Genomic DNA, 24,854 nt, shown 5'->3' on the forward strand with positions numbered 1-24,854 from the left:
ATCACCTTTCCATCTCGACTACTTTTTCTTTGGCAGGAGTTTTCGCTTCCACCAAATCAATGTTCCAGTCTTTATTCTTGGGCTTGTCGACTTCAGGAGTTGTTAGATAATTGGACCAGCGATCCACGAATTGTTCACCGGCTGCATCGTTGTCGACCGCAAAGATGACCTGCTCCACGACCGCTCCGCGCTCCTTGCAATCCTTAATTAAGTCCCGTATGCCAGCGGTTGCGGATTGGTCTTTCAGTCCGGACATGGACAGCAGGCGGATGTTTTCCGGCCGCTTCAACTCGAAATAACTGAGCGCGTCAATCGGGCTTTCGAATAACGCAATCTTGTTGGGCGAGCCGATGTCCACACGGAATCCACCATCTTCTTTGCTGTTGGCCATGATCTGTTTGAAGGAGCCGCGCTTGTTTGCCATCTTCACGGTGCCTTGCCGATCCCCACCGACGATCTTACCGGCAGAGTCTTTCCACTTAAAAATTCCGTTCTTTAATTTGTCCTCGGCCAGCAAATCGTTCCGAATCAGAGCAGCGACAATTTTCGGATCCAGCTTCCGCTCGTTGATCAAATACGTCGAAATGTTTTCCTGTCCTTTCACTTCTTGATGGAGCGGATAGTCAAATTCCTGTGCGGTACGCCGCTCTGCTTCTCGCGAAAAGGTCTTCGAGTGATCCTGTGCATTAACATCCCGGACCGCATCCTGGAAGGTCAGCTCATAATACTCCCGAGCGAAACTGATGGCGCCGTATCCGCCCTTGCTCCGGCTGTTCCAGTACCAATGCCCGGTATCTTTGATGACAAGGGAATCGTGTTCCGGATGCCGGTAGTAGTGTCCCTGCCGCTCCAAGGTCTCGCCTTTCGCATGCAAATAATCCAGTACATGAACCTCATTGGCTTTTCGAACTTCTTCTTTTCCCACTCGATCCCCCACCTCATTCACTCCTTTTGATTGCTTGAAAAAAGATTACGCTTCGTCATCGAATTCTTCGGCCGCTCCCAGCAGTTCGGCTAATTCCATTTCCGGAAACGCTTCGCGCATTGTCGCCTCATCCATATTCAAGATGAGTTCGTTTGTATGGGAATCCACCGGCACCAGAAAAACATTTTCCGTCACCATATGAAGGAGTACTTCACGATCAGTCTCCTTCAGCACGACTTCGATATCTTCACCATTCACCGAAATCAAGACATCTTCTTCTCCCACTTCCTTGATTAAACCGAGTGTGTAGTTGTGGCTGAATACGGCCATTGTCATCCGCTCCTTTTTCTATTGATTGTCTTTCCGCTGCTTTTGTTCGGTAATCCGTGACTCAATCAAATCATCCACCTGTTTTAAAAACGGGGGGGCATTCATATCCGTGGTCATGATGTGGTCAATGTTCTGTAACTGAAGAAGGCCCTGGACCAATTCAATGAGTTTTTGCGTGTTGCGATCGGTGTTGTTGGTTCCGAGTCGCACTTTAGCTAGCTCTTTTGTGATGCCGGCTCCAATCATTTCTTCGACAGCGGACGTTACATTTTGTGAAATAACTTGTGCCAGAAAATTGCTATTTACTTTTTCGGAGAGCAGCTGCTTATGCTCACGGACAATTAACTCCAAGGCCTGGGAAGTGCTTTCTCTCGGCAGTTCTTTCTTTACAGAATAGTCTTTGATGTACTGATGGATATTTTCATCAATGCGGTAGCGATACTGGTTTTTAGTGTGCGGATATCGTTCATCCATGACGTCACCCTCTTTCTATCTTTCGTATTCCTGCTCTTTCTGCAGCTCTTCATAAGCCTTTTGGTTTTTTGCGTTTTCCCAATCATCTTTGGCATAACGGTTCACGAGATAAACCGCCTTGTTAAGATCCCGCTGGACAAAAAATGCGCTCGGCTTTTTGTTGCTTTTTCTACCCAACTCTTTTTGTTTCCCGTCATAGGCACTTGCTTCTTTGAGGATGGTATTGCCCATCCGTGTATACAAGTCCGTCATTTTGGTCTCACGATAGTTCTCCGATTTCTCTGAGTTTCCATACATCCGTTTATGAATCTCGACTTCTTTCTCCAGCTGCTTCTGGAAGTCTTTGAATTCCTCTTTGAAGTTCTTCTCAATGTAAAGCGTGGTCAGCTTATCGATCTCTGGCCGGACTTCTTTAAGCGCATTCATGTTGTAGCGCCACATCCGTTTGTCTTCTGGCAGCAACTGATGAACTTTCTTAAACTGCCGGACCAACTCGCGATTCATCACTTGATTCTTTAAACTGAGCAGCGGATCGTCTCGTTTGGAATCAATGACCCGCTCCCGGATAAACACATTGAGTTTTTCGTTGTGCTTGGAGCGGTCTATTATTTTATTGGCCACTTTCGATTTCATAGAATCAATGGAGCCTTGTTTCCGTTTCCCCCGCTCCTTAAAGTTCTTTGTCTGCACGATGGCGACATGGACATGGATGTTATCCGTGTTGTAATGGATAGCGCCTGTCCAGATGGCTGAATCAATCATGCCTTCCTTCTTCAACATGTCCTGTACGGCGGAGCGAGTGGCATCTTGAATCTGCTTCGTGTCGATGTTTTGTTCATGCAAGACGCCGCTCTCTTTCAGCCATTCGTTATCAAAAGAGATAACGTCCTGCCATAAGACGCTGCCACTTTCCTGCGCCTTTTTGAATTCCTCCTTAAAATATTCCTTGTCTTCATCACTAAGACTGTCCTTGTTTGACGTGAAGAGCCCAGTGGACTTCTCTTCGTTGCTCATGTAATCCTGGTACTTCTCAAAATCATTCACTTTGTCATGCGTTTCCGCCCGGTCCATGTAATTCAAGTAGTTGTTAAATGAGGTCCCGCCATTACTACCGGCGATAAATTTTGACTTGATGACAACCGCCGGTCTAGTCGTCATCGGTCATCAACTCCTTCAGAATTTCGACTAATCCATCCAGACTGTCGGATGTTTTCTCGAGGAATAGTGTATTGACTTGAAGCTGCTTCTCAAAACTATCTTCCGCGTTCGAAATCATTTCCAGCATTGTTGCTTTTTCAATCAATTCTTTTAAGTAGATTTGCCGCGAAACCTTCTTTTTCTTGGCCCATTCATCAATTTTTTTGACGGCGTGGGGATCGATATCCCGGATTAAAAGATCCATGTCAAAACCTCCTTGTTCATTGGTTATCAGAATGCTGATATAGGCTGATTCTGGGTGTAGGGAAGGGAAGAGCATAAGGGAAAACTGCTATCACTTTCAGTGCTAGACCAGGCGAAGCCTGGGGTTTGAGTGATATCGCGAAAAAGGCCTAGATGCCTCCATATGGAAGCACCCAGAAAAGGCCGTGTGCCTCCATATGGAGGCACCTGCTAAATGTTCAAATCGTACTGTTTTTGTTTCAAGCGCTCGACTTTCGCGCGAATCGTTTTGGCATCGTCGCTTAGGGCTTGCTTATCCCGCTCGTAGTCTTCAATACGCTTCTTCAGCTGGAAAACATCGTTGTTCGTTTCGACTTGTTCATCAAGGGTTTGATACAAAAGGTCCGCTTGCAACTGCTCAATCTCTTTGCGGATATCAACGATCACATCGTCTGTCATGCGGCTCTTTTCTTCTAATTTTTCGATGTCCCGTTCTGCTTCTGCGATCAATTCACTGGTGATTTCCTTTGCGTACTCCGTAAAGTTTCGATCAGTGATTGGTTCCTCTTTGACCACTCGCTGATCTGTATAAATCGTGGAAATTACTTGATTTTGTTTTTCTTCCAAGTCCCCTTCAGTAAACAATTCGTCGTAACTCTTTTCGCCTTTATTGAACCGAAGGGCAATCTGATTGAAGTCTTTTGGGACCTCATGGATATGGACGATGTAAATTTCGCTTTCGTCATAAACGACTTCTGTCGGCAGCTCGGCAGATAGATTCTCTCGGCTGACTGCGGTGAAATCCAACATCGTCATGTAATCTTCTATACCGTTTGTGACCAGTGTGATTTCCATCATGTTTTCTTCTTTATCGTAGCTCCATTCTTTTACGGTGAACTTTCCATTCGCCCGCAAATCGTATTCTTCGTTCAATTCGGTTTGATTAATCGGAATGTCTTCAGCCATGAACAGCTTCGAGGTTCCGAAAAAGCCGAAGCCCAGAATGAATAGGAAAGCCAACGTGATATAGAAATTCGACATGTTCAACTTCAGGTTTTTCTTTTTCTTTTTGTCCATTTAGATTCCCCCGTAGTCATTTTCGAGCGGTTCAATTTCAGCCACCTTCAATTGGTTGTCCTCTTCTATGAATGAAAGTTTCACATACATTTTCTTTTGCTTTTTGTATCCGGAAGAAAGAATTTCTTCTTCGTAGATGTAATAAACGATAGCCTCTTTTTCATTTTTGCCATGTGGGTATACGCTCGCATCTTTGATGTGCACGGCTATTTTTTGTTGTTCTTCATCCATGCCGTCCGAAGCGTATAAGGTTTCGTAGAGACTCTCGATCATGTAATTCTGCGCCAATTTTTTCCGTGCAACATATGTCTCTGAATCGGTTTCGAAGGCATATTCGACAAACCGTTCCGCGGTGTTGATGAGTTCATCCGGTTCCGCTACGGACTCTGGAGCTGCCAACTCCACTTCTTCTGCATCAGCTGGAGCGGTGACTTCTTTGGCGTCGAGTTCTTCCTGCAGGGATGCAAGGTCGTTCTCTTTTTCTACTAACTCCCTTTCGTATTGTGCAGCCTGATTCTCTGCTTCATTGCTCTTTTCTTCGTCTGCAGAAAAGCTATAGACATTGGCCGCCAATGAAATTGATAGAAGAAAAGACAGAGGAATCAACAAGGATTTCTGTGTAAGTTGCATACGTTAGGCCTCCTTAAATAAGAAAGGAGCGGGATCCATATACCCGCCCCACATCTGCGTTTTGATTTCAAAGTGTAAGTGCGAACCGAAGGAACGGCCGGTATCACCGCACATGCCGACTTGATTGCCGCTTTCGACTTTTTGATTTACCTGGACACCAATGCGGCTTAAATGCGCGTAGGTGGAGAACGAATTGGCGGCGTGCTGAATGGTGACCACGTTCCCGTAACCGCCATACGTGCCGGCATAAACGATGGTGCCGGCTTTGATGGAATGGATAGAATCTGCTTCACTGCACCCTAAATCAATGCCGTCATGATGTTCCGGTCCCGCTCCGATGTTTCGCCATCCGTACTTCGAGGTGACGCGCAACTCATTACTGACAGGCGATGCAAAATCTCCTGCAATCATGTCGGAATTCCCCATACTGGCAGACGGCAAATACTTAAGTACGGCGTCCACATACCCGATGTCTCCATAACACGCGTTGTGCTTAATGGCTTCCGGACGGCTGCATTTATAGATGCCGGTGTGCGCTAATTTCTGGTACTGCAATTGCGAAAAGGCAATGGCCAGCTCCTTGGTATAGGAGCCGCCATTCTTCAGTACATAATCAATGAAGCCACTCCCGAAGTTGTAACTCTGCAGTGTCAGCTTGATGTCTTCCCCAGTGCTTTCAAAGACGGAAACAAAATGTTGTACGCCGTACGTAATGCTTTCATCCGGAGAGGTGATGCAGCCAACAGATCCGCATTTCGACTCACTGGCTTGCATCGGATCGTTCCCTTTCCCGCCGGATTCCTGCATCATTAGCGCGAGCAACAATTCGGTCTGACCTTCCATGTTGTATTTGGCAAGCTCACTCGAGATAGCCTCCCGATATTGGGCCACTTCTGGAGTAACCGATGCCGGACCCATCCCCACACCGACTCCTGAAGAGCTGTCGTCGGAGCTGGAAAACATGGAAAAGAGGCCAGCCGTGAAGATGAGCAAGAGTACTACTGCAAGAGCGGATCCGGCGATGATTAGTTTGGCTTGCATGCCAATTGGATTGTATTTCAGCAACGCTAATTTTAGCGCGGTCTTGGCCAGTTGCGCTTTCGACCGTGGCTGTCCCATCTTATGCACCTCCACCAAACATCGCCAGTTCCCGTTTCGATACATCTACGGAAAAGACGATGTTCTGATCACCCGAGATGGAAAGAACGACCTTTCCGGTTTCAAGATACGGAATGACCCGTGTCTCCGATTCCGTCAGCTGGCCTTTGAATACATTCTGGATGGCCGATAAGGATTGTGCGTCTTGTTGGCCGATGAATTTGTATTGCGTCAAATCGAACAACGCTTTGACATTTTCCGCGTATTCGTTGTTGGAACCGTCCGGTACGAAGTCGGAAATCAGATGCGAGGCGAAGAAAAGACCACCGAAATACTTCCGCGCTTCCCGCATGAACTTGTTCAGGTATAGTACTGCCGGCTGGGAAACTTCCCGTGTATTGATGAGGTGATGTCCCTCATCTATTAGGACGAGAAACTTCGAAGCATCTTCGAACGCCAGCTTTCCTTTATTGTAGGCATTGAACTGCGGTGCGCCTTCCGAAATCATGCTGTCCCATAGCATGTTCAGAATGCTGAAGATCTGCGCCTGGTAGATTTCCGATTTCAAGTTGGTCAGATTCCGCAGAGGGAAAGATACAATGCCTTCGTCATCGAAGCTCTCGATGGAAGACGTGCCATCAAAGATGCTGCCGTAGTTGTCCACGAGGTTGGTCAGGGACAGCTCGATATTCGATAGCCGCAGCTCCCGCTCCTGTGCTAAGTTCTCGTGCCGGATCTGCTCCTCAAAATCTTTGTACAGTTCCGTTCTGACGAGAGCCAAAAGGTCTGAGAATGTCGGATAGTCACTCGCTTGAAATTGGGTGATCGGAATGATCACCTCTTGATCTCTGGACCACATGTTCCGCTCCACATATAATTTCCGGAGAAGGATTTCAAATTCGGTGCTTTCGGTCGCATTAGCTTGCGGGTTGATGAAGTTATAGAAGACGCTCATTTTGGATAGGTGCTGCGTAAAGGATTGTGTTTCATTGGTGGAACCGTCTTCCTCATTCGTCACTGTCTTGAATACCTGGAGCGGATTGATGATGCCACGAGATCCGTCCAATGCAATTTCTTTACCACCCAATTCCTCCACGATGTTTCTGAATTCACCAGTCACGTCCAGGATGCGGACTTTGTTTCCTTTACTCGCTTGATCCATCACCGTTTTTTTCAATAACGTGGATTTGCCGGAGCCCATCTTCCCGACCATCAACGCGTTATAGGATTTGCGGTTTTTGTCTTTGTGAAAGAGGTCAAAGACGACGCTGCCATTTGTCTCGGTGGTCCCGTAATAGGTGCCATGTTCGTCTGTCAGGCTTGTGTAATGGAACGGATAGCCGCCGGCAACCGACAGGGCTTGAATCTCCTTCCCTTTTCGTTTGTTGATGAATTGCAACTGGTTATCATAACTGGCAAAAATGCCGGACCACAGATAATCCTGCTCGTTCAGCAAGACCGAGCCGCGGAAGTTGAGGCTTTCCAGTTCATCTAAGACATGCCGTACGCGCTGCTCCAGCTCTTCGAATGTCTTGGCCTTCACGTAAGCGCGAAGATGGATGCGTTTCATGATTTCCCCTTTGGTAATCTGCTTATAGACCCCATCGAGCTCTTCATAACTGGCTCTGGCATCGATGCGATCCACATTATCCTTTGCCGTTTGGTAGCGGGTATTTTGTTCGGCCATGGACTTGTTGATGGATTCGATGATCTCTTTCTTATCCGCTGTGGCGACATCCAGTGTGACGACGGCATGTTCAATCCGCATCAACTCTTCGAGCCAGAAGTCACCGACCAGTGATTGGTACTTGTAGACATGAATGCAAGAAACATATCCATCTCCCGTCTTCACATAGCCGCTCTCGAATTTGATGCCGCCCTGTGGTTGGATCTTCGAAAGTAGATAAGGGTTGTATCCTTTTTGAGTTTTCACTTCCTCGTCATTCTTCGGTTTCAGTATGGTGCTTAAAAAATTCAGCATGTCTGTTCCTCCTATACGTCGGATAGTGGTTTGGAATTCAAGTTGGCCAACTGGTACAGGATGCTCAGCTTCTTTTCCAGTGTTAATTCACGGAGCGGGTTACTGCGCGCCATCAGCTTCCGCGCATGAACTTTGTTCTCCAGCATGGCTTTTTCGTCGTTGCTGTAGATGAACAGAAAAAACTCCCGGTCTGTCCGGTTGTTTTCGAGAAACTCCAGGTCTCTCAGCTTCTTTTCCAGATGCGGCAGGTAATACGGATTCTGGTTTCGCCGGATGTCCCGCATGACCTGCCGTTTCGGGATCTCCAGATTGACGGGTGTATTGAGCGGAATCACTTTGACGGATGGCAAATATGCCTGGAAAAAGTGGGCGAGCGAATAGATATCGTTGTCTTTATCGGTGTCGTTCAATGAATAGATATCCTTGCTGGTGATTTGAAGAATCTCCATGAATTCGCCGTTTCGCATTTCAAAGAACTCGGAATCGGTGATGTCGACGATTGGGGAAATATCCGCAAACGAGGATAGGACTTTCTTTTTCGTGCCGTGCGCTTTCCGTTCCGCAGCAATGTCCCGCTCGTCTAGCAAGGCGGTCCGGCTTTTGGATTTCGTGCGTGTCGTTGTTTCGTCAAATAGAGCCATCTTCATTCCTCCTCATAGTCAATCGCGCTGTAGGTGTCTTTTTTTCGGACCATCGCATACAGAATCGCTTGATTCATTCGTTTCTGTGGATTCGTGGTGGGCCGGATAATCAAGAAAAGCCCAAACAGGATTAGGAATAGCGTGAACGGCCAAATCAGTGATGAATGTACAAACGGCAGGGCGATCATTCGGAAAACGATCAATCCGATGATTAGAAACAGATCGAACAGATACAGCGCTTTGTTAATTTTCAATTCAGTCGTAATTTCATTCGGAATTTGGTAGATTTTCATTGATGGCAGCTCCTTTAGGAACGAAAAAAGAGATAGCTGCTTGCAGCTATCTCCCTCTCCGATAATTCTTGATTCGGTCCAGTGTGTTTGAGCTTTCTTGGTTCAGATTATGCGTTCGCGGTCGCCGTATATCGTTCACGCTGGTTCTGTCTGTCTGTTGTGTATGTTGCTGATGATTCCGGTTGACCGTTGTTTCATTCACGATGTTTTCGCGAGAAGTACTATCTTGATTAATCGTCCGATTGGATCCGCTGCTTGATGTAGACGAAGCGCCTGAATCAGCAGGCACTTCGGAAGTGAATCCGCTCGACCCAGAAGCACCACTCGTATTCGAAGTCACGTTATTGGTTCCTTGCGCAGTGTTGCCTTGTGTTTCGTTCACCACGACATTTTCATCGATGGTTTGATCACCGCCGGAGCGGGTGATGGTGGTCGTGTTTTGCTGACGCCCTGAAGGACCGTTGCCGGTTTCATTGCGGCTTTGTCCTCCTGTGGATGAAGGAGCAGCTGTGTTGCCGGTATTCGAACTAGCTACAGCGTTCGCATTAGAAGCGCCACTCGTATTCGTGCTTACGTTACTGGCTCCCAGCGTTGTCGTGCCTTGGGTTTCGTTCATGATAATCTCTTCGTCGATCGCTTGATCACCACCGGAGTGATTGACGCTGGTAGTGCTTTGCGGACCTCCAGAAGGAGCAGTACCATTCTGGTTTTGAGTTGCTGCAGAAGACGGCGACGTTGTGATGTCCGTATTCGGACTTGCCGCTGCACGTGGACCAGAACTTCCTGTCGAACTGCCACGAACTCTGGAAATGCCTCCCGCCTGTTCATGGATGCTTTCGGCTTCGTCATTCCTATGGCCAAGTGTTCGTTGTTCCATGCGTTCGTTCTGGATATTGCCAGCAGCAGTTCCGCCACTTGTACGATTAGCATCGTTCGGTGATGGGGCAGAACCATTTGAACTAACCGTTCTTGCATGGACGCCAAAAGCGCTAGAATCGTTACCTTCTAAATCATTTGGTGAAGGCAAAGGTCCTCCCAATGCTCCCCCGCCTTGTGAGGGCTCCTGTGACCCTTTTTGATTGCCTAATAAAGTGGCTTTGTCTGAATTGGCACTTTCAGGAGCGGCATCGCCGTTTCCGGATATCCCGCTTGATTCCGGACTTTCCTTAGTATTTTCTTTCGAAAGCTCGATGTCCTCATTCGGAGAAGGAGTTTGGCTGGTTTTCTCACTCCCTATATGTTCGTCCGTTCCTGCCTGGTTTCCTTTCTTGCCGGTATTAGTAATGGCCGAACCTGCCGCAATTCCACCACCAGCCAATCCGGTTTGTGCTGTTCCTTTTCCTTCACCGTCATTCGGCGACATGGCATTTTCAGCAGCAACTCCATTCTTATTCTGACGACCATTCAGTTTCTCACCCTGGCCATTGTCTTTTTCGGTACCGTCAGAACCACTGGAGCGGTTCATGGTGTTCATTACCGCTCCGCTGGCACCAGAAATCAACTTGCTACCAGCATAAGCGCCAGCCAAGACGCCCCAGCCGTTTTTAAGGCCGGCGTCAATGCCGAATAATCGTTCCACAATGTTCGGTCCGTCTATAACGGCGACCGAGAAGGCGATTAAGGCAATTAAATATGCCAAACCATCCAATTCAGTTGCCACATAAGCGGTGCTGATCATGTAAATCTTCATGGAGAGGAAAATTAAGATAATCACGAGAAACGTATTTAAGATGGACTGCATAATTTTTTTTGTTTTTTGGCCATCGTGTATATCGGCCGGAGCCACAAGTAAGGCCAGGATGTAGTTGAACGTTAATTCAAAAGACAACCTGGCCAGTTTGTATGCGATTGAGAAAAGCGTGAACGCCATGACTGCCAACGTCGTCAACAGCGTGAGCCAGTTGATGTCATAGCGGTAATAGGATTCGTTTGTCCAAGGCATTAGTGTGCTGTTCTCCAGCTCTACCAATTCTTTTTCAGAAATAGACCATGTTAGTTTATGTGAAATAATGTCTTTTCCTTCAGGGGTTAGCTCTAACTCTTTTCGGTCAACGTTCATCTTTTCCGTAACGGATAGATGACTAATCATAGAAAGTGGCAGTGTGTTCGACGGATCCAAATCTGCTGTTTCCCATCCCTTTTTATCGAATTCCAATAAATCCGTGAGCTGCCTTGAAATGATGTTGTCAGATAAAGAACCTTCACCTTCATCGTATAATTCCGTCGTATTGATTGCGTTGATGGCATCATCCGTAAATTCGTTTGCCTTGCCCATTCCTTGAGACAAAGCTACAACGATGGCCAGCGCAATAAACAAGTTCATGGCCATGCCTTCGCGATCGAATTTCTTCTGGAATATCAGCAAATAGCCTGTATAAAGCAGGCTGAACGCTAAAAGAATGTACAAAAAAGGACGTATCGTGTCAACGAACGTCGCAATTTCTGGATTCTGAAAGAACTGTTTGACGAGTAGTACCTCATCTGTCACGCTTTCGAGTCCATCTACTATAAAGGCAAGCCCTTTGACAAACACCCAGCCCAACCAGCGAACCATGTCACTAATTGCGGTACCGATGCTTAAAAACTCACTAAATTCTTCAATCTTTTCTACAATTTCTGTATCTTTCATGTACAATCACTCCTTATCCCCCCAACGAACACTATTCATAAAGATTCACAAAGTGCTTAACCTCTTCAGTCAGTTTCATATCCTCATAATCTTTGACTCGAAGAGCTCCTTGCACTTTATTATCCTCTATATAATAGAGTTCACTAAACCGCTTGATTTCATCGTAAGGGAGTACTGGGCGCTCATCTTCGGCTCCTTCTTTAGATTGATAAACGTTGTACATATCGATATCAACTTCTTCGCTTTCTGCTACATCTTCTACATAGCTCTGAAATGATTCACCATTGTCTGTAACAATCAGCATAAATCCATCTTTATCTTCTTCCATATATCCTTTTACGTCTTCGAGATAAATCTGTTTGAAGTATTCTTTTTCGCCACAGCCGGCCAATATCAGAACTACAGCTAATAGAACCATAATTTTTTTCATTAAAACCACTCCTATATATTAGTTATGGAAATGCGTCACTACCTATAATTGATTCACAAGCAAGTCCTCAATCGTTATGTCCAATTGATCATCGAACTTTTCAATCAATGTAACCTGTTTCTTCTCTCCGCTTTCGAGATCCTCTTCTTTATAGACCGTCAACATTCCATCTATCAGTTTAACAGTTAACACGTCTCCTGCGTCGAGCCGATTTTCGCAGGAAAGTAAATAGCGGTCCAGCAGCTCCAGTTTCTCATTCATACGTTTACACGCTCCTGTTCTTCTTTTAGTTTCGTTAAGACGCCGTTTATCTTCGTTAAAATAACGGAGCAGAACTTGTCTTCGATTTGATGATTGTTGGCCAATACGAATTCCCGAAAGTCGACGATGCCCATATTCAGGTAGTGTTCCGGATTATCAGCGTCAACATTCCGAAGGAAAGTGCTGTTGAAAAGCTGTTCCACTTTATAGTACTCATTCACGTAATCATTAAATTCAAATTCTTTTTGTATTTCGGCTTTTCGTTTTTGATGCCTCAAAGAGCTGCTGTTCTGTTTGACCGAGACCATATCCGCTTCAACGGCTCTTTGTTTTTCTGCCAACTGTTTTTGTTCCGCTGCATCTGTTCGTTCATCCGCTTGATCATTGGCAACAGTCAGCAGGTTATCGGCAAAGTTATTGGTATCGAACGAAGCACGCAGCTGGTTCAGGTCCGTCATGGAATGCTCGCACGGAATGTCGATGTCATTAATGGAGTTATCGGTGTTGTAGTACTCCGACAGGTATTCCCAGCGGTACTTCAGCGCGGTTTTGCCGGTCAAGAAAATTGGGTAAGATTTGATCCGCTTCCGCTCCTTGTCCTGGCGCTTGATGATGCGGATGACAATCATCTCCCCTTCTTTCAATCCCATGACTTCCGTGGCCGTCATCAGTCTCCTGGAATCCACGCTCTCCGTTTTGGATTTGCTCACGGATAGCGTCTGGCCAGAGCGGGACTTCGTGAGGATCGTTTCATCGCCGAGCTTCTTGGAGATCAATTCCGCCGTGGATTCATCCGCAGTCAACAGATAGAGTGTGTTCCCGCAGTTGCCGTCGATGGTCTTCCAATCGTCGCCATAAAGGTTTTCCAGCTGGGCATACGCCTGGATGACCAAGTTGAAGCGGATGTTCCGGCCCAGGCAGACCGTCACGATATTGGCCATGCCTTCAATCGCGGGCATATTCCCGAATTCATCCAGGATGAAGATCACTTCCCGGTGGCATTTGCCGCCTTCTGAGTTCGAGGCGATGCGGGCTAAGTTCGTATAGACCTGCTTGACGTAAAGTGACGCAATGACGTTCAACGTGGCATCGTAATCTGGCACAATCATGAATACCGCGGTCGGCTTGTCGAATTCCATAATGGCTTGAATCTCGACGTTCCCGTTCGCCACTTCGTGTTCCAGAAGTCCTTCGTGAATCAGCTGGCCATCTTTCCGCTCCCGCTTGACCAATCCCGTAATGTTCACCGCCGTTTTTTCTTTGCCGACGGTTATGGTGAAGGAGTCGTCAACTTTTAACGGGTTCTTATGGAATAGCGTGAACATGCCATCCGCATCGGTTCGGATGGTTGCGGTTTGATTACCGGAGAATGTCACATGGATCCGCGTGTCTGGAGCAGCTTTCCCTTTGATCCAGCGTGAAAATCCGATTTTCGACATATCGAATGAATTCCGGGATGTCAGTTTTGCCGTACCGTCCAGAGTGAAGACACCGAGTTTGGCATTGGCGTTGGCTAAGATGCTGGCTCGGGTTTGGCCACCGGAGAAGTTGATGGTGGCGTATTGCATTTTGGCCGGATGATTTTCTGGAAACTTGGAAAAGAAATCGTCCAGGGCACTGACTTCCTCCTCGGCTTTGTTTTTGACTGTCCGTGTCCCTAAATCCGAGAGCATCAACGCCACATTGTACATGTTGATTTTTTCCCGCTCGTGCTTGCATTGCTCGCATAATGCCAGAATCAGCGCGGTACACAAATCCGTCGCCGAGTTCGCCCAAAATGGGTCCTTCGCTTTCGGGTCGTGGTAAAGCATGAAGGCTACGGAGCGGGCGTATTGTTGCGACAACGAAAAGTTGCCCTCCATGAATGCATCGATGGTGAGCTGCAGCAGATTGTAGGACATGCTCTGAATTGGATTCATGAGATTTAGCACTTCGACGTGATAGCCAAGCCCTTCGAGCGTATCTTTGGAAGCGGCATAGAGCTCCCCTTTCGGATCATTCAGGATCATGCTGGCTTGCTGTTCTGCGCGGCTGTAGATGTCGATGGCCGAGAACACGAACGTCTCCCCTTTCCCGCTTCGCGTGGTCCCGATCACCATATTGTTCACTGGGCTGTCATCGATGAAGAGACTTTTTTTGTAGCGGCCCACTGGCACGCCGCCGCTTCCTTTGAACCGCTTCCCTTTTTCGGGGACATCCCGGTACTGTTGCTGGATCTCCTTGAACGTGGTGAAGCGGGCGCTGCCTTTCTGTTCTTTCCTGATTTGGCCGTAGTTTGTGATGTATTTGAAGACCATCACGGCAGATGCTACGAATGAGACGAGGAGCATCATTCCGTAAAAGCCGATTGCTGTCTCCGCGTAAGGAAAACTGTAAATCATCGAAGTGGTCAGGCGAATCGGCTCTGGTTTGAGTAGATTGCCGGTGCCGAGTGTTTTTTGGAACACTTCAACCACTCCATTCACCAGGAAGTTAAGCGTAAGAAAAAAGAGTGAGAACGACAATGCTAGTATCAGCAACGGGATTCCAATCTTCTTTACGTAATAGGTGAAATGGTCATTGAACATGCTTTATTTGCCTCCCCTCTTCAGCTAAAGTGTAGCCAGTTCGTTTTTTTTCTTTTTCAGTTCCGCATTGATTCCTTTAATCGCCTTGTCATCCTTTTTCGATGCTTTTTTTGCATCCGCTAAGTTGGTCTCGAGTGTCTTGATTTCGGCCGTCAGCACTTCGTACGAATCTACTTTTTGCTTCAGCTCTTCACTATTGTTGTTGTTCAGCTCTACTTTTGCCTCTTCGACCTTCCCAAGCTTCAGAAGGCCATAGGTTTTCATTTCCGAACGCTCGACCGTCATGTTAATAGAAGGAAGGTTCATCATCAGTTCGTAATCCCCTTCAAAATAGGCCAGATCGAAACGGGCTTCGTTCGTCGGGTACAGCTGGTTGAACGCGTTGATTTTCTTGATTTTTTCCTCTTTGGCCAATTGCGGATTCTTTAGGAGGAGTGTTTCCACGTACACGGTATCCTCCATGATCTGGACGGCCTTCTCGAATTCATTCTTCTCTAAGTAAAGGTTGGCCAAGATCCGCTTTTGGCTTTCGGTCAGCTCGTCCTTTGCTTCGAGGGATTTCAGGAACTCTGCCTCTTCTCCTAAAAGACCGTATTCATAGGTTTCGATTATCTCTTCCTGCTGGCTGACAATGCCGCGTCCTTCCTCTAAGGCTTCTTCGTACTGAGCTTTCTGGAGAGAGTGCGAAATCCCCAAGAGCAGCAGTCCTGCTCCTAAGGCGGCAGCCAGCGAGTAGATCGCGACCCGCTGCCACTTCTTTAATCGGGAGATGCGGTCTTTGTCGACGTTGATCAGCGTCCGATCGATCGTTTCTTCTTTTTTGAATTCTTCCGGCGTCAGCTTTTCAATCTGTTCCAGCAAAAAGAGCTTGTCGGCCTGTTTTTCTTTATCCACGCGGATCTTCGTTGCTTTGTCTTTGATCTGGTGATAAATGTTCGGGTAATCATAGGACCCGAAGTTAAACGCCCCTTTATAGAGATCAAGGCCGTCTTTGCCAATCACAAAGAACTCCGCAGCTGCTTCTCGCTGTTCGTTGCGATACGTCAATTCCAACTCATGTGTCAACGCAACGGCTTGGCCAAAATCGAGTTTTTCGTGATTCGGTATTGTGTCAGCTGGTGTGCCCACAAATAATATCTTCAACATGTAGCAGTTCTCCTTTAGCCGGTTAATAGAAAAAAGCCACTCATTCCGGAGCGGCTCTTCCTTTGTACTTATTAAAATTTAATGTTGCTGTCAATGCTTTCTGCAATACCGTAGGCACCCATCACAATGACCAACCCTGCCGCTGCTCCAATAAAAAAGCCAATCGCTTTTGGTCGTCCACGATCGCCGCCGAGTATTAGAAAGAAACCGCCCACACAAAAAGCAATCGCCGCGGCGATTAAGCCTAATCTTTGCGCCCATTCCAATATCGCTAGACCTGTCTCGATTAATCCATCCATTTAAAACCCTCCCCTGCTATTAATTACTTAGTTTTGTGAAGCCAAGCCAGGACTGGCGGCTTTTCGTTCTTTCTTTAAGAGGTTCATCAACAGCGGAATGTTTGCGGAAATCACTTCCCGGTGCTTCTCCTCTAACCAGTCATCGTAATCTTTGCCGTTATAGGCTAGGAGATCCTCTGCATTCGTCTTTAATTCTTTTTGTTCTTTTGTTGCTGCCATTCCTAAAACCGCCTTTCACTTTGATTGGTAGTAGCACACCCTTAAGAACAGTAAGGATAGGCGAATTTATAGCCGGTTCATTCGCTAACTCTCTGCAGCCTATAGCTACAGCGCACAGGGTTTTTAGCACACCCAGAACTAGAATCTGGCAACAGAACAACAGCCAGTTTTAGGAGACTCTGGCCAAACCATCTCGTCGTATATCCATACCGCAAGTTGCCAGTTGCGACAGACACGCACTATGAAGTTGTCCTTTGTGTTGCTTACTGTTCTTAAGGGTGTGCTACTAGACTCATTTCACTTTTTTGATGCCTTTTACTTTCTGCAATTCGTCCTCGGCATTTTTTCGTTTGGCCAACAGCCGTTTGTCCGAAATCACCGACCGTGTGCGGTAGTAGAGATCCGTGATGTGGCGAACTTCTCCCGACTCCTTCTCGACGCCGACAGCCCCTTTCAGTTCGTATGTTTTTCCTTCGAACGTTCTTAAGCTGGATGCTGATGCTAAGTCGTATAGATAGAACCGCTCTGCCATCTGATTACACCTCGCTTCCGTATTCTTGTCCTTGAACCGGACATGTTCCCAGGGGAAGTTCTGCATGGACATCCCCAATGACTCCACCAGCAGCCGGACATTTTGGGCGGAAGGGTTTTCGTTCTTCCGCTGTTCCCACATGCTGATGGTGCTTTGCGGAATCTGTTTGCCGGTCCTGTCGGATAACTCGGATTGGGAAATGCCGAGTGCCTTCCGTTGTTCCTTGATCCAGTCGCCAAACCATACGGGCATCTCCTCCCTCCTTTCATCGAGTCGTGAATGTCCCAATGGATTAGTCCGAGTTTATCAGCATGCTAATATTATTTCAACAGTATACTGTTTAATAAAACAGTATACTGATACTAAAGTCTGTGAAAGCTTTAAGAATAGGATATAAAGAAAAAATGATTTCACAGTTTTTAAAGTGAAATAGGTTGAATATGAATGGGGAAAGTAATAGATTTTTCTTTACCAGAAAATAAATTATTTGAAGTACTAGGAAAAAACGCTCATCCCATAACGACTATGTAATCATTTTTAACTTTTGTTCTTTTTTCTTCAAAAAGGTCTTATTGCCATTGGTAGCTTTAGTTTATTGATGTTAAAATATCTTGAGTTAAAGATTTCGGAATGACGCGTGTAGCTCGATGCATCTGACAATCCACAATATCGACCAGAATGGGAATGAGAAGAGGTATTGTATGCAAATTGATGAGGCCGTAACGACTCGTATCCAGCAGCTACTGGAAGAAAGAGGCTGGACACCCAATGAATTGATTAAACGCTCAGGTATCAAGCAATCCACAATCTCGGAAATCATGGCTGGCAGATCGAAGTTTCCCCGGATTAGCACAGTTCAAAAGATTGCTCACGGTTTCGGAATGACGTTATCGGAGTTTTTTGACCATGATATGTTTGAAGAATGAGTAAGTTATAATATAAAAAGGTTTATATAAAAGAAGAAGGCTTCATGTTTTCACCAGATTTATAAAGGAATATGAAAAAGGGCTGAGAAGTGATTCTCAGCCCTTTTGATTTGTTCTATAATTGTTTACTCAATTAAATTCTATTCTTCTGTTATATGTAGTTTTAATAGAGTGAGTTACTTTAAAATCCTATACTTTCAAATTTAAGATGATATATAGAATCTAAAGCCTTTTATAATCACTATCAGATATACGCATGCTGGCATATGCATATACATGTATGCTAGCATACGATAAACTAAAACTTTAAGCAAATTACATCAAATCCCCATACCTAACTCAAGTAGATATTTCTACTTAACTTAGGTATGGGGATTTGTTAGTAAAAGTAAATGGAATTTCATAAACTAATGACCATGATTCTTTGGTGAAATTAAAGAGTAAAGTTTATTAGTTTATTTGAGGGTTTTAGACACTTCTTTTTTAGCAAAAGAAATATAGACTCACCTTCTCATGTCTATTTAGTTTTCTGCAAAGAGAATAATTCCAAAGCAAATCTAATATCAAAGGGGAAATTTATATCTTTTCTCAATAACTAAACTCTCCTTTCTCCTCTTACAGAACATCACACTAATGTATACGAGCATACCAATATGCAGGCATGCTCGTATGCTAATATACTCGCATGCTAATATACAGATATGCTAGCATATTGGTATGCAACTGAAGGAAACTTTTAATAGTAGTATTAACCTCAATTTTTCTCGATTATTGAATTAAAAATGCTGTGTCTTATCAAATGAACTTCCATATTCACAGAATTTAATAAAATATTTTGTACATACTTTTCCGCAGTGATATACTTGCATATGAGTAGCGAAAACAGTTTATACCAATTTTAAGTATATCTTAATTAAGGGAGATGAGAAGATGAAAGGTAAAGGTCGAGCAACAGTAGTTACGTTTGGAAATTTTAAAGGTGGAACTGGAAAGACGACGAATAGCACTATGATTGCCTATGCACTCTCGAATATGGGTTATAAGGTTTTATTAAGTGATCAAGATCCACAAGCGAATGCTACCAGTTTATATCTTAAAACTAAATCCGAGATTTCCGGTGAAATCGTAAGTTTTAAAAAGACATTAATGACGGCTATTCAAGAGGAAAATTTAGGAGAAATTATTACAGAAATAAAAGAAAACCTGTTTCTCTTGCCAAGCTTTAGCGATTTTGCGTTATATCCGAGATTCTTGGAGAAAAAGTTCCCTAAGGAAGTCGATCGGGTCCAATACTTTTCAAAGTTAATCGGACCGCTTAAAAATGATTTTGATTTTATTTTCATAGATGTTCCTCCGACCATATCAATTATTACAGACTCGGCGCTCTACGCTTCAGATTATGTGGTGGTAGTTTTGCAAACTCAGGAACGTAGTTTACAAGGTGCAGAGGTATTTACTACATATTTGCAATCTCTTATTGATGAATATGGTGCTGATTTAGATATTATTGGTATCCTTCCTGTTTTACTCAAAAATGGAGCTGCTGTTGATTTGGCTACACTAGAGAATGCTAGAAATATCTTTGGGGAAGAAAATCTTTTCAAAATTGTCGTCAAAAACATGGAGCGTTTAAAACGTTTTGACATTACTGGTATTACTGATTACGATATGCATGATCGAAAAGTGCATGATAGTTATAAAGAGATTGCAAAAGAATTTATTTCAAGGCTAAATGCTGAACTTGAAAGGGTGAACATATAAGATGAGTAATTTATTAAATAAAAATCCGAAAAAGAAGTTATTGGATCGTGGGCCAAATATTGCTCCAACAAACCAGTTCAAAATGGAGTCGGTTGAACAAACTGAACGAGTTGTTGCAGAACCGGTCCAAAATTCTGAAATTAAGAAAGCGGCCTCTTCAGAAAGAAAAGCGACAAGTGTTAGAGTAAGAAAATCAACAAGAAATAAATTAAATGCTTTGGTTAGTTTAAACAAAGCAGAAACAATCGATGATTTGTTGGACATAATGATTGAAGAATATATGTCTGCTAATCTTTTAAAAGATGAGAAAAAACAATTTGAGTTAATTTTAGAACTTTATAAATCAAAAGGTTAATCAAAACGCCTTAGTCTTTAATTCTGAGACTAAGGCGTTTTTTGTTTAATTATAAAATCTGCATACTGGCATGCAAATATACCAGTATACGTATATGCAAGCATGCAAATATACCTGCATACCAGCATGCGGGTATATTTGTATATACATATACCGGCATGCTGGTATATGTATATACCGGTATGCAAGCATGCTAGTATATCTCCTTTCACACCCTCTAAATCGTTGATATAGAAGGCTTTTAGAAGAGTAAGTGTTTTTTCTTCTAAAAATATGCTGGTATGTTTATATGCTTGCATATCAATATACCAGCATATACATATACCAGTATATTGATATGCAAGCATGCGCATATACCAGTATACCAGCATACCAGCATGCGAGTATGCTGGTATACGACTTAAAAAAACTCCTTAAAACCCTATTGTAACAAGCATTTCACTCTCTTATACTTTAAACAAATTAGAAAATATGAAGTAAAATGAGAGGTGGGGGAGCAGTGGAGACAATACAGAAGATAATCTTGTCAATTTTGCATGAAGGAATTGATACTTTTAAAAAGAGAGGATCTGCTGCATCTCTTCCTCATTTAATTGAAGCCCAAAAGAAGTCAAAGAGACATAAAAAAGGTGCAATATGTGTTACACGTTCCAAGGAAGATTTATCAACACCTGCTGGTGTCAAAGGATATGTGGTTACGTCGAAAGAGACTCTCTTGGAGGATTTTTTTGAACTTTCTCACTGGACCCCCAATGTACATAACTACTTAGGGTATAGCGATAAAGAAAGGCGGCATCTCAAGGGACACACCGAAACGAACCTGCAGCAAATCAATACGTTCGTTGTCGACATCGATACGAAGAAACAACCGTATACGGAAATCCTGACCGCTGCACTCGATCACAGCGTAGGAATCCCGACCATGGTCCTGGAGACTCCGAAAGGGTTTCAGGTCTATTTTGTGTTGGAGACGCCGCTGTTCATCAGCAACCAGAATGACTACCGGGGCTTGAAGGTGGCCAAACGCATTTCCGAAAACATCCGGCGCAGCTTGGCCGAGGTGTTGCAGGGAGTGGATCTTTCCTGCAATGACTTTGGCTTTTTCCGCATGCCTTCGGAAGACAACATCCGCTGGTTCTCCGACAAGATGGTCTTTTCCCTGCACAACCTGATCGCCTGGTCGAAACGGCAGGACGATGACCAGAACCGTGGATTATTCGTCGTGGAATCGAAAGGGGAGGGGCTTGACCCGACACATGCCGAGTGGTTCCGGGAATTATTAGCTACACGTCACGTAAAAGGAAGTGACGGGCAGATCGGACGCGACAACCTGATGTACACGCTCTCTTTGGCCTGCTACAGTTCCGGGAAAGGGCAGGGAGAGACGCTTGACCTGCTGGACGAATACAATTCCTCTCTGGAAGTGCCTGTGCGCCACAGTGAGGTCCGGAAAATCGTCAAGAGCGCCTACAAGGGCCGTTTCAAAGGAGCGAGCCAGACCTATATCCAGGAACTTCTGGAGGCTTGGCTTCCCGGGAAGGATATACCGGTGACGAATCACTTGGGTGGCTGGTACAAATTCAAGAAGGAACGGAAGGATCGCGTCCGCAGCCATTACGATGAATGGGAAGGGGACCTGTTGGCTTACATCCAGTCGGAAGCCAGTACGGTCCAGCCGATTTTATGGACCACGCAGAAGGCGGTGTGCGAAGCGGTCGGCATTCCCCGTAGTACGTTCAACGAAGTGATCCGCAAATCCAAGAAACTTCTCATCAAGCGAATTGGAAAAGGGCGCAGCGCACAGACCGGTTTGACCTCTGTTGCGATGCTTCTTCAGTGTGCCCTTGAATTCAACCAGGAGCATCGTGCCCTCTACTACGAAGCCATTAACTTAATGAACAGATCGCGTGAGAATGCAAGCGCCTTATGGGAGCTTGAAAACCAAATAGCTTTACTGACAAAATTCCCTGAAAATCAGTCTTTAACTGGAAAAAAATTCAATTCTTCGTAAGTGTCCAGTCTGCCAATACATATCTGTATACGTGTGTCTTATTTTCTTGCATCAGGAATCTTTTTGTAGCTTAGCGGATTCATTTTGGGGATTTTCTCTGACCTGTTAAACTAACTATACAGAAGGGCAGGGGAATGAAGATGCTGTATGGTTATGAGGAGTATCGTTTAAAAGAAGGGATTTCTCCTGGTACGTTGGTGACGGAATTGGAGCTACTGAAGTCATTTGTTCGTTTTGTGAACTTGTGGAATGACAAGCAGGTGGAGCCGTATGAAATTAGTCCTGCCGATGTCCGGGCATTCTTGGACCAAGAAAAGGCAAAAGGGTTGAAAGCGAGTACAGTCAAACGGAAATTGTCCCATATTCGTCAGTACTTTCACTATCTGTGGAAAGTCGGGAAAGTGCCGATTGATTTCATGCCTAAATTTGAATATGAATTGGTAATCGAGAAACCAGTGGGGCAGCTTCTGTATTCGGAGTTTGTGATAGAAAAGAAAAAGGTGTTGCAGCATCCGACTTTGATGTTGAATGCGAAGCTTTATTTCTTGTTTGCGATGGCCGGATTTAGAATGCGGGAGATTGAACGGTTACGAAGCAGACATTTTCGTGATTTAGGGGACCGAGTGGAAATGAATTTTGTGACGTCTCAGGATGTTTTTTGGCAGTTAACTTTTGAGGATCCGACAGAAATAGCGGTGATTGTCCAGGTGATGGAGCGAGCGGTTTTCCGGGAGCATGATTATCTGGTCGCATCGGATAAGAAGTATGGACCGGATTATGTGCGGAATAACATGAAGGATATCTATTCGGGTCTAACAGCTCTGTTACCGAAGCCGTTTAAGACAGAAGAGGTTCGGATTGCGTATATTTACGATCTCTATAAGGTCCAGGAGAAGTCGTTTGATGAAATGGCGGGGTTATTGGGAATTATGCCCGCGTCGCTTACATCGGTCTTAAAACTTGTTTTTGAGCGTTATCAATAAGTGAATGAAAAACCACAGGAAGTCTTAAATTCGTGTAAGGATTTTCTGTTAAGGATGGTGGAAAAAATGAAAAATAGTTGTTTAACAGTGAGTGCAAAAAAATTTTTTCAAATGTCGTTAGAAGAGTTCATGAATCAAATGAAATTAAATTACATAGATATTTGTGGCGAAGCGGCACATATATTACAAGAAAATGCATGGAAAGATTCTTTTATTATGTTGAATACACATTTGAGTGAGCTGAAAAAATTTCAGGTTTATATGATCTTTGAATATGTGTTACCTCGTGAGGGGGGGAGAAGACCAGATTTACTCATAGTAACTTCAAGTGAAGTACTTGTTATTGAGTTTAAAGAAAAGGCAAGGTTTCAACAAGCAGATGTAGATCAGGTAAGTGCTTATACTCGTGATATTCAACATTATCACCAAAAATCTCTTGAAAAAAAAGTGATCTCCTATCTTGTACCAACCCAAGCAATAGGTCGAAAAAGGATAATTCATCATGTAACCGCGATTTCACCGGATTTATTACTGTCAGATATCAAGGCGTATTGTGCCAATTCTTTTAGTGGGAATATAGAGGACTGGTTAAATTCAAGTTATGAACCGCTTCCTTCCATCGTTGAAGCAGCGAAGCTGATTTATTCTAATAAGAAATTGCCAAGTATACACCGTGCAAATAGTAGTGGGTTACCTGAGGCATTAGCAGAATTGCAGTCTATAGTTCATAGGGCGAAAAAAGACAATAAAAAAGTGTTGATCTTGGCGACTGGTATCCCTGGATCTGGTAAAACACTTCTAGGCCTTCAATTTGTATACGAAACATATTTGGATGAGGAAACTAAATCAGCAATTTTCCTATCAGGGAACGGACCACTTGTTCAAGTACTCCAAGATGCCCTAGAAAGTAAGGTATTTATCCAACCATTAAGAAACTTTATTAAGCATTATGGCTTTAATGAGACCAACGCATCTCCTGAGCGAATTATTGTATTTGATGAAGCCCAACGTGCCTGGGACCGTGAACAAGTCAATGCTAAGCACAGACACGATGCTTCTGAACCGGAACTACTGATTCAAATAGCGGATAAGATCCAAGGGTGGACTGTCGTCCTAGGCTTAGTAGGAGAAGGACAGGAAATACATATTGGGGAAGAAGCAGGAATTAGTCAATGGGCAGAGGCAGTTACCAATAGTGAGGGAGATTGGGAGATCTATTCACCATCTAAGTTGCAAAAAAATTTTAAGGATTTGCAAAGGGAAATTACTTATAGTGATAAGCTGGATTTGAATACTTCCTTACGCTCTCATATAGCAGAGGATGTTAGTCAATTTGCCACCATGCTATTAGGAGGATCATTAGATGAGGCTGGAACGTTGTTGCAAAACATATACGATCAGCAATTTTCTATTTACCTTACACGTGATCTAGAGAAGGCAAAACGTTATGTGAAAAACCGCTATTTTGAAGATCAAAACAAAAGATATGGATTGATCGCATCGTCTCGCTCGAAAATTTTACCGCGTTTTGGTGTAGATACATCATTTCAAGGAACTAGCAACGTTAATATTGCGAAGTGGTTTAATGAAGACCCATTAAACGCTGAATCTGGATGCAGCTTAAAGACTGTGGCCACTGAATTTTCATGCCAGGGTCTTGAATTGGATTTTCCAATCGTTTCTTGGGGAGAAGATTTGGTTTGGAAGAATGGAAAGTGGTCTTCTAATAACCATCGAAATCCAAAGGCGAAAGACGCGCATCTCCTTCGAATCAATAGTTATCGTGTTCTTTTGACGAGGGGAAGGGACGGGATGATAATTTACATTCCGCAAGATCCACAACTAGATGAGACATATAAGCTCTTTAAAATGATGGGCTTAGAATTGATGTGAATTTTACTAAGAA

At 44.5% G+C, this 24,854-nt stretch carries 25 protein-coding genes; 6 read left to right on the forward strand and 19 right to left on the reverse strand.

The window, feature by feature from the left end; translation table 11 throughout:
* Position 1: 1 nt before the first annotated feature.
* The 19 genes from Q0785_RS12060 to Q0785_RS12150 all read right to left on the reverse strand — a co-directional run bounded on the left by Q0785_RS12060 (position 2) and on the right by Q0785_RS12150 (position 17,164).
* Positions 2–937, reverse strand: a complete 936-nt coding sequence (locus Q0785_RS12060; protein ID WP_298830053.1) for a DUF3991 and TOPRIM domain-containing protein — start codon at positions 935–937, stop codon at positions 2–4.
* Positions 938–970: 33 nt separating this feature from the next.
* Positions 971–1,255, reverse strand: coding sequence for a hypothetical protein (locus Q0785_RS12065; RefSeq protein WP_298830055.1), 285 nt, complete (start codon positions 1,253–1,255; stop codon positions 971–973).
* A gap of 18 nt (positions 1,256–1,273) precedes the next feature.
* Positions 1,274–1,729, reverse strand: a complete 456-nt coding sequence (locus Q0785_RS12070) for a hypothetical protein (protein WP_298830057.1) — start codon at positions 1,727–1,729, stop codon at positions 1,274–1,276.
* Positions 1,730–1,744: 15 nt separating this feature from the next.
* Positions 1,745–2,887: a MobP2 family relaxase gene (mobP2, locus tag Q0785_RS12075; protein WP_298830059.1), complete on the reverse strand. Its 1,143-nt coding sequence runs from the start codon at positions 2,885–2,887 to the stop codon at positions 1,745–1,747.
* Positions 2,877–3,131, reverse strand: coding sequence for a hypothetical protein (locus Q0785_RS12080; RefSeq protein ID WP_298830061.1), 255 nt, complete (start codon positions 3,129–3,131; stop codon positions 2,877–2,879). The genes mobP2 and Q0785_RS12080 overlap by 11 nt, the downstream gene beginning before the upstream one ends.
* A gap of 209 nt (positions 3,132–3,340) precedes the next feature.
* Positions 3,341–4,186 (reverse strand): hypothetical protein, encoded by an 846-nt coding sequence (locus Q0785_RS12085; protein WP_298830062.1) that lies wholly within the window; start codon positions 4,184–4,186, stop codon positions 3,341–3,343.
* Positions 4,187–4,816, reverse strand: a complete 630-nt coding sequence (locus Q0785_RS12090; RefSeq protein WP_298830064.1) for a hypothetical protein — start codon at positions 4,814–4,816, stop codon at positions 4,187–4,189.
* A gap of 3 nt (positions 4,817–4,819) precedes the next feature.
* Positions 4,820–5,935 (reverse strand): lysozyme family protein, encoded by a 1,116-nt coding sequence (locus tag Q0785_RS12095; RefSeq protein ID WP_298830066.1) that lies wholly within the window; start codon positions 5,933–5,935, stop codon positions 4,820–4,822.
* 1 nt (position 5,936) lies between these two features.
* Positions 5,937–7,895 (reverse strand): type IV secretion system protein VirB4, encoded by a 1,959-nt coding sequence (locus Q0785_RS12100; RefSeq protein WP_298830068.1) that lies wholly within the window; start codon positions 7,893–7,895, stop codon positions 5,937–5,939.
* An 11-nt stretch (positions 7,896–7,906) separates the two neighbouring features.
* Entirely contained in the window at positions 7,907–8,536 is a 630-nt protein-coding gene (locus tag Q0785_RS12105) for a hypothetical protein (RefSeq protein ID WP_298830070.1), read from the reverse strand.
* A 2-nt stretch (positions 8,537–8,538) separates the two neighbouring features.
* Positions 8,539–8,829, reverse strand: coding sequence for a DUF5592 family protein (locus Q0785_RS12110; RefSeq protein WP_298830072.1), 291 nt, complete (start codon positions 8,827–8,829; stop codon positions 8,539–8,541).
* Between the two features lie 46 nt (positions 8,830–8,875).
* The gene (locus Q0785_RS12115; protein WP_298830074.1) at positions 8,876–11,458 is read right to left on the reverse strand and encodes a pLS20_p028 family conjugation system transmembrane protein; all 2,583 of its coding nucleotides are present in this window, start codon (positions 11,456–11,458) and stop codon (positions 8,876–8,878) included.
* 31 nt (positions 11,459–11,489) lie between these two features.
* The gene (locus tag Q0785_RS12120) at positions 11,490–11,888 is read right to left on the reverse strand and encodes a hypothetical protein (RefSeq protein ID WP_298830076.1); all 399 of its coding nucleotides are present in this window, start codon (positions 11,886–11,888) and stop codon (positions 11,490–11,492) included.
* Positions 11,889–11,930: 42 nt separating this feature from the next.
* Entirely contained in the window at positions 11,931–12,149 is a 219-nt protein-coding gene (locus tag Q0785_RS12125; RefSeq protein WP_298830078.1) for a hypothetical protein, read from the reverse strand.
* Complete coding sequence (locus Q0785_RS12130) at positions 12,146–14,716, reverse strand: VirD4-like conjugal transfer protein, CD1115 family (protein ID WP_298830081.1); 2,571 nt, start codon at positions 14,714–14,716, stop codon at positions 12,146–12,148. The genes Q0785_RS12125 and Q0785_RS12130 overlap by 4 nt, the downstream gene beginning before the upstream one ends.
* A 24-nt stretch (positions 14,717–14,740) precedes the next feature.
* The gene (locus Q0785_RS12135) at positions 14,741–15,862 is read right to left on the reverse strand and encodes a hypothetical protein (protein ID WP_298830083.1); all 1,122 of its coding nucleotides are present in this window, start codon (positions 15,860–15,862) and stop codon (positions 14,741–14,743) included.
* A 71-nt stretch (positions 15,863–15,933) separates the two neighbouring features.
* On the reverse strand, positions 15,934–16,161 hold the full coding sequence (locus tag Q0785_RS12140) for a hypothetical protein (protein WP_223643441.1): 228 nt from the start codon (positions 16,159–16,161) through the stop codon (positions 15,934–15,936).
* A gap of 27 nt (positions 16,162–16,188) precedes the next feature.
* On the reverse strand, positions 16,189–16,380 hold the full coding sequence (locus Q0785_RS12145; RefSeq protein WP_298830089.1) for a hypothetical protein: 192 nt from the start codon (positions 16,378–16,380) through the stop codon (positions 16,189–16,191).
* 292 nt (positions 16,381–16,672) lie between these two features.
* Positions 16,673–17,164, reverse strand: a complete 492-nt coding sequence (locus Q0785_RS12150; protein ID WP_298830091.1) for a helix-turn-helix transcriptional regulator — start codon at positions 17,162–17,164, stop codon at positions 16,673–16,675.
* Positions 17,165–17,613: 449 nt separating this feature from the next.
* Between Q0785_RS12150 and Q0785_RS12155 the strand changes: the two genes are divergently transcribed.
* The 6 genes from Q0785_RS12155 (at position 17,614) to Q0785_RS12180 (ending at position 24,841) form a co-directional block, all read left to right on the forward strand.
* Entirely contained in the window at positions 17,614–17,838 is a 225-nt protein-coding gene (locus tag Q0785_RS12155) for a helix-turn-helix transcriptional regulator (protein WP_298830093.1), read from the forward strand.
* 930 nt (positions 17,839–18,768) lie between these two features.
* Entirely contained in the window at positions 18,769–19,599 is an 831-nt protein-coding gene (locus tag Q0785_RS12160) for an AAA family ATPase (RefSeq protein ID WP_223643451.1), read from the forward strand.
* Between the two features lies 1 nt (position 19,600).
* A complete protein-coding gene (locus Q0785_RS12165; protein ID WP_223643453.1) occupies positions 19,601–19,954 on the forward strand; it encodes a DUF5388 domain-containing protein in 354 nt (117 codons plus the stop codon).
* 499 nt (positions 19,955–20,453) lie between these two features.
* On the forward strand, positions 20,454–21,965 hold the full coding sequence (locus Q0785_RS12170) for a primase C-terminal domain-containing protein (RefSeq protein ID WP_298830096.1): 1,512 nt from the start codon (positions 20,454–20,456) through the stop codon (positions 21,963–21,965).
* 134 nt (positions 21,966–22,099) lie between these two features.
* Complete coding sequence (locus tag Q0785_RS12175) at positions 22,100–22,948, forward strand: site-specific integrase (RefSeq protein WP_298830100.1); 849 nt, start codon at positions 22,100–22,102, stop codon at positions 22,946–22,948.
* Between the two features lie 66 nt (positions 22,949–23,014).
* A complete protein-coding gene (locus tag Q0785_RS12180) occupies positions 23,015–24,841 on the forward strand; it encodes a DNA/RNA helicase domain-containing protein (RefSeq protein ID WP_298830102.1) in 1,827 nt (608 codons plus the stop codon).
* Positions 24,842–24,854: the final 13 nt, after the last annotated feature.

This window comes from uncultured Planococcus sp. (genome assembly GCF_947501725.1).
GTDB lineage: Bacteria > Bacillota > Bacilli > Bacillales_A > Planococcaceae > Planococcus > Planococcus donghaensis_C.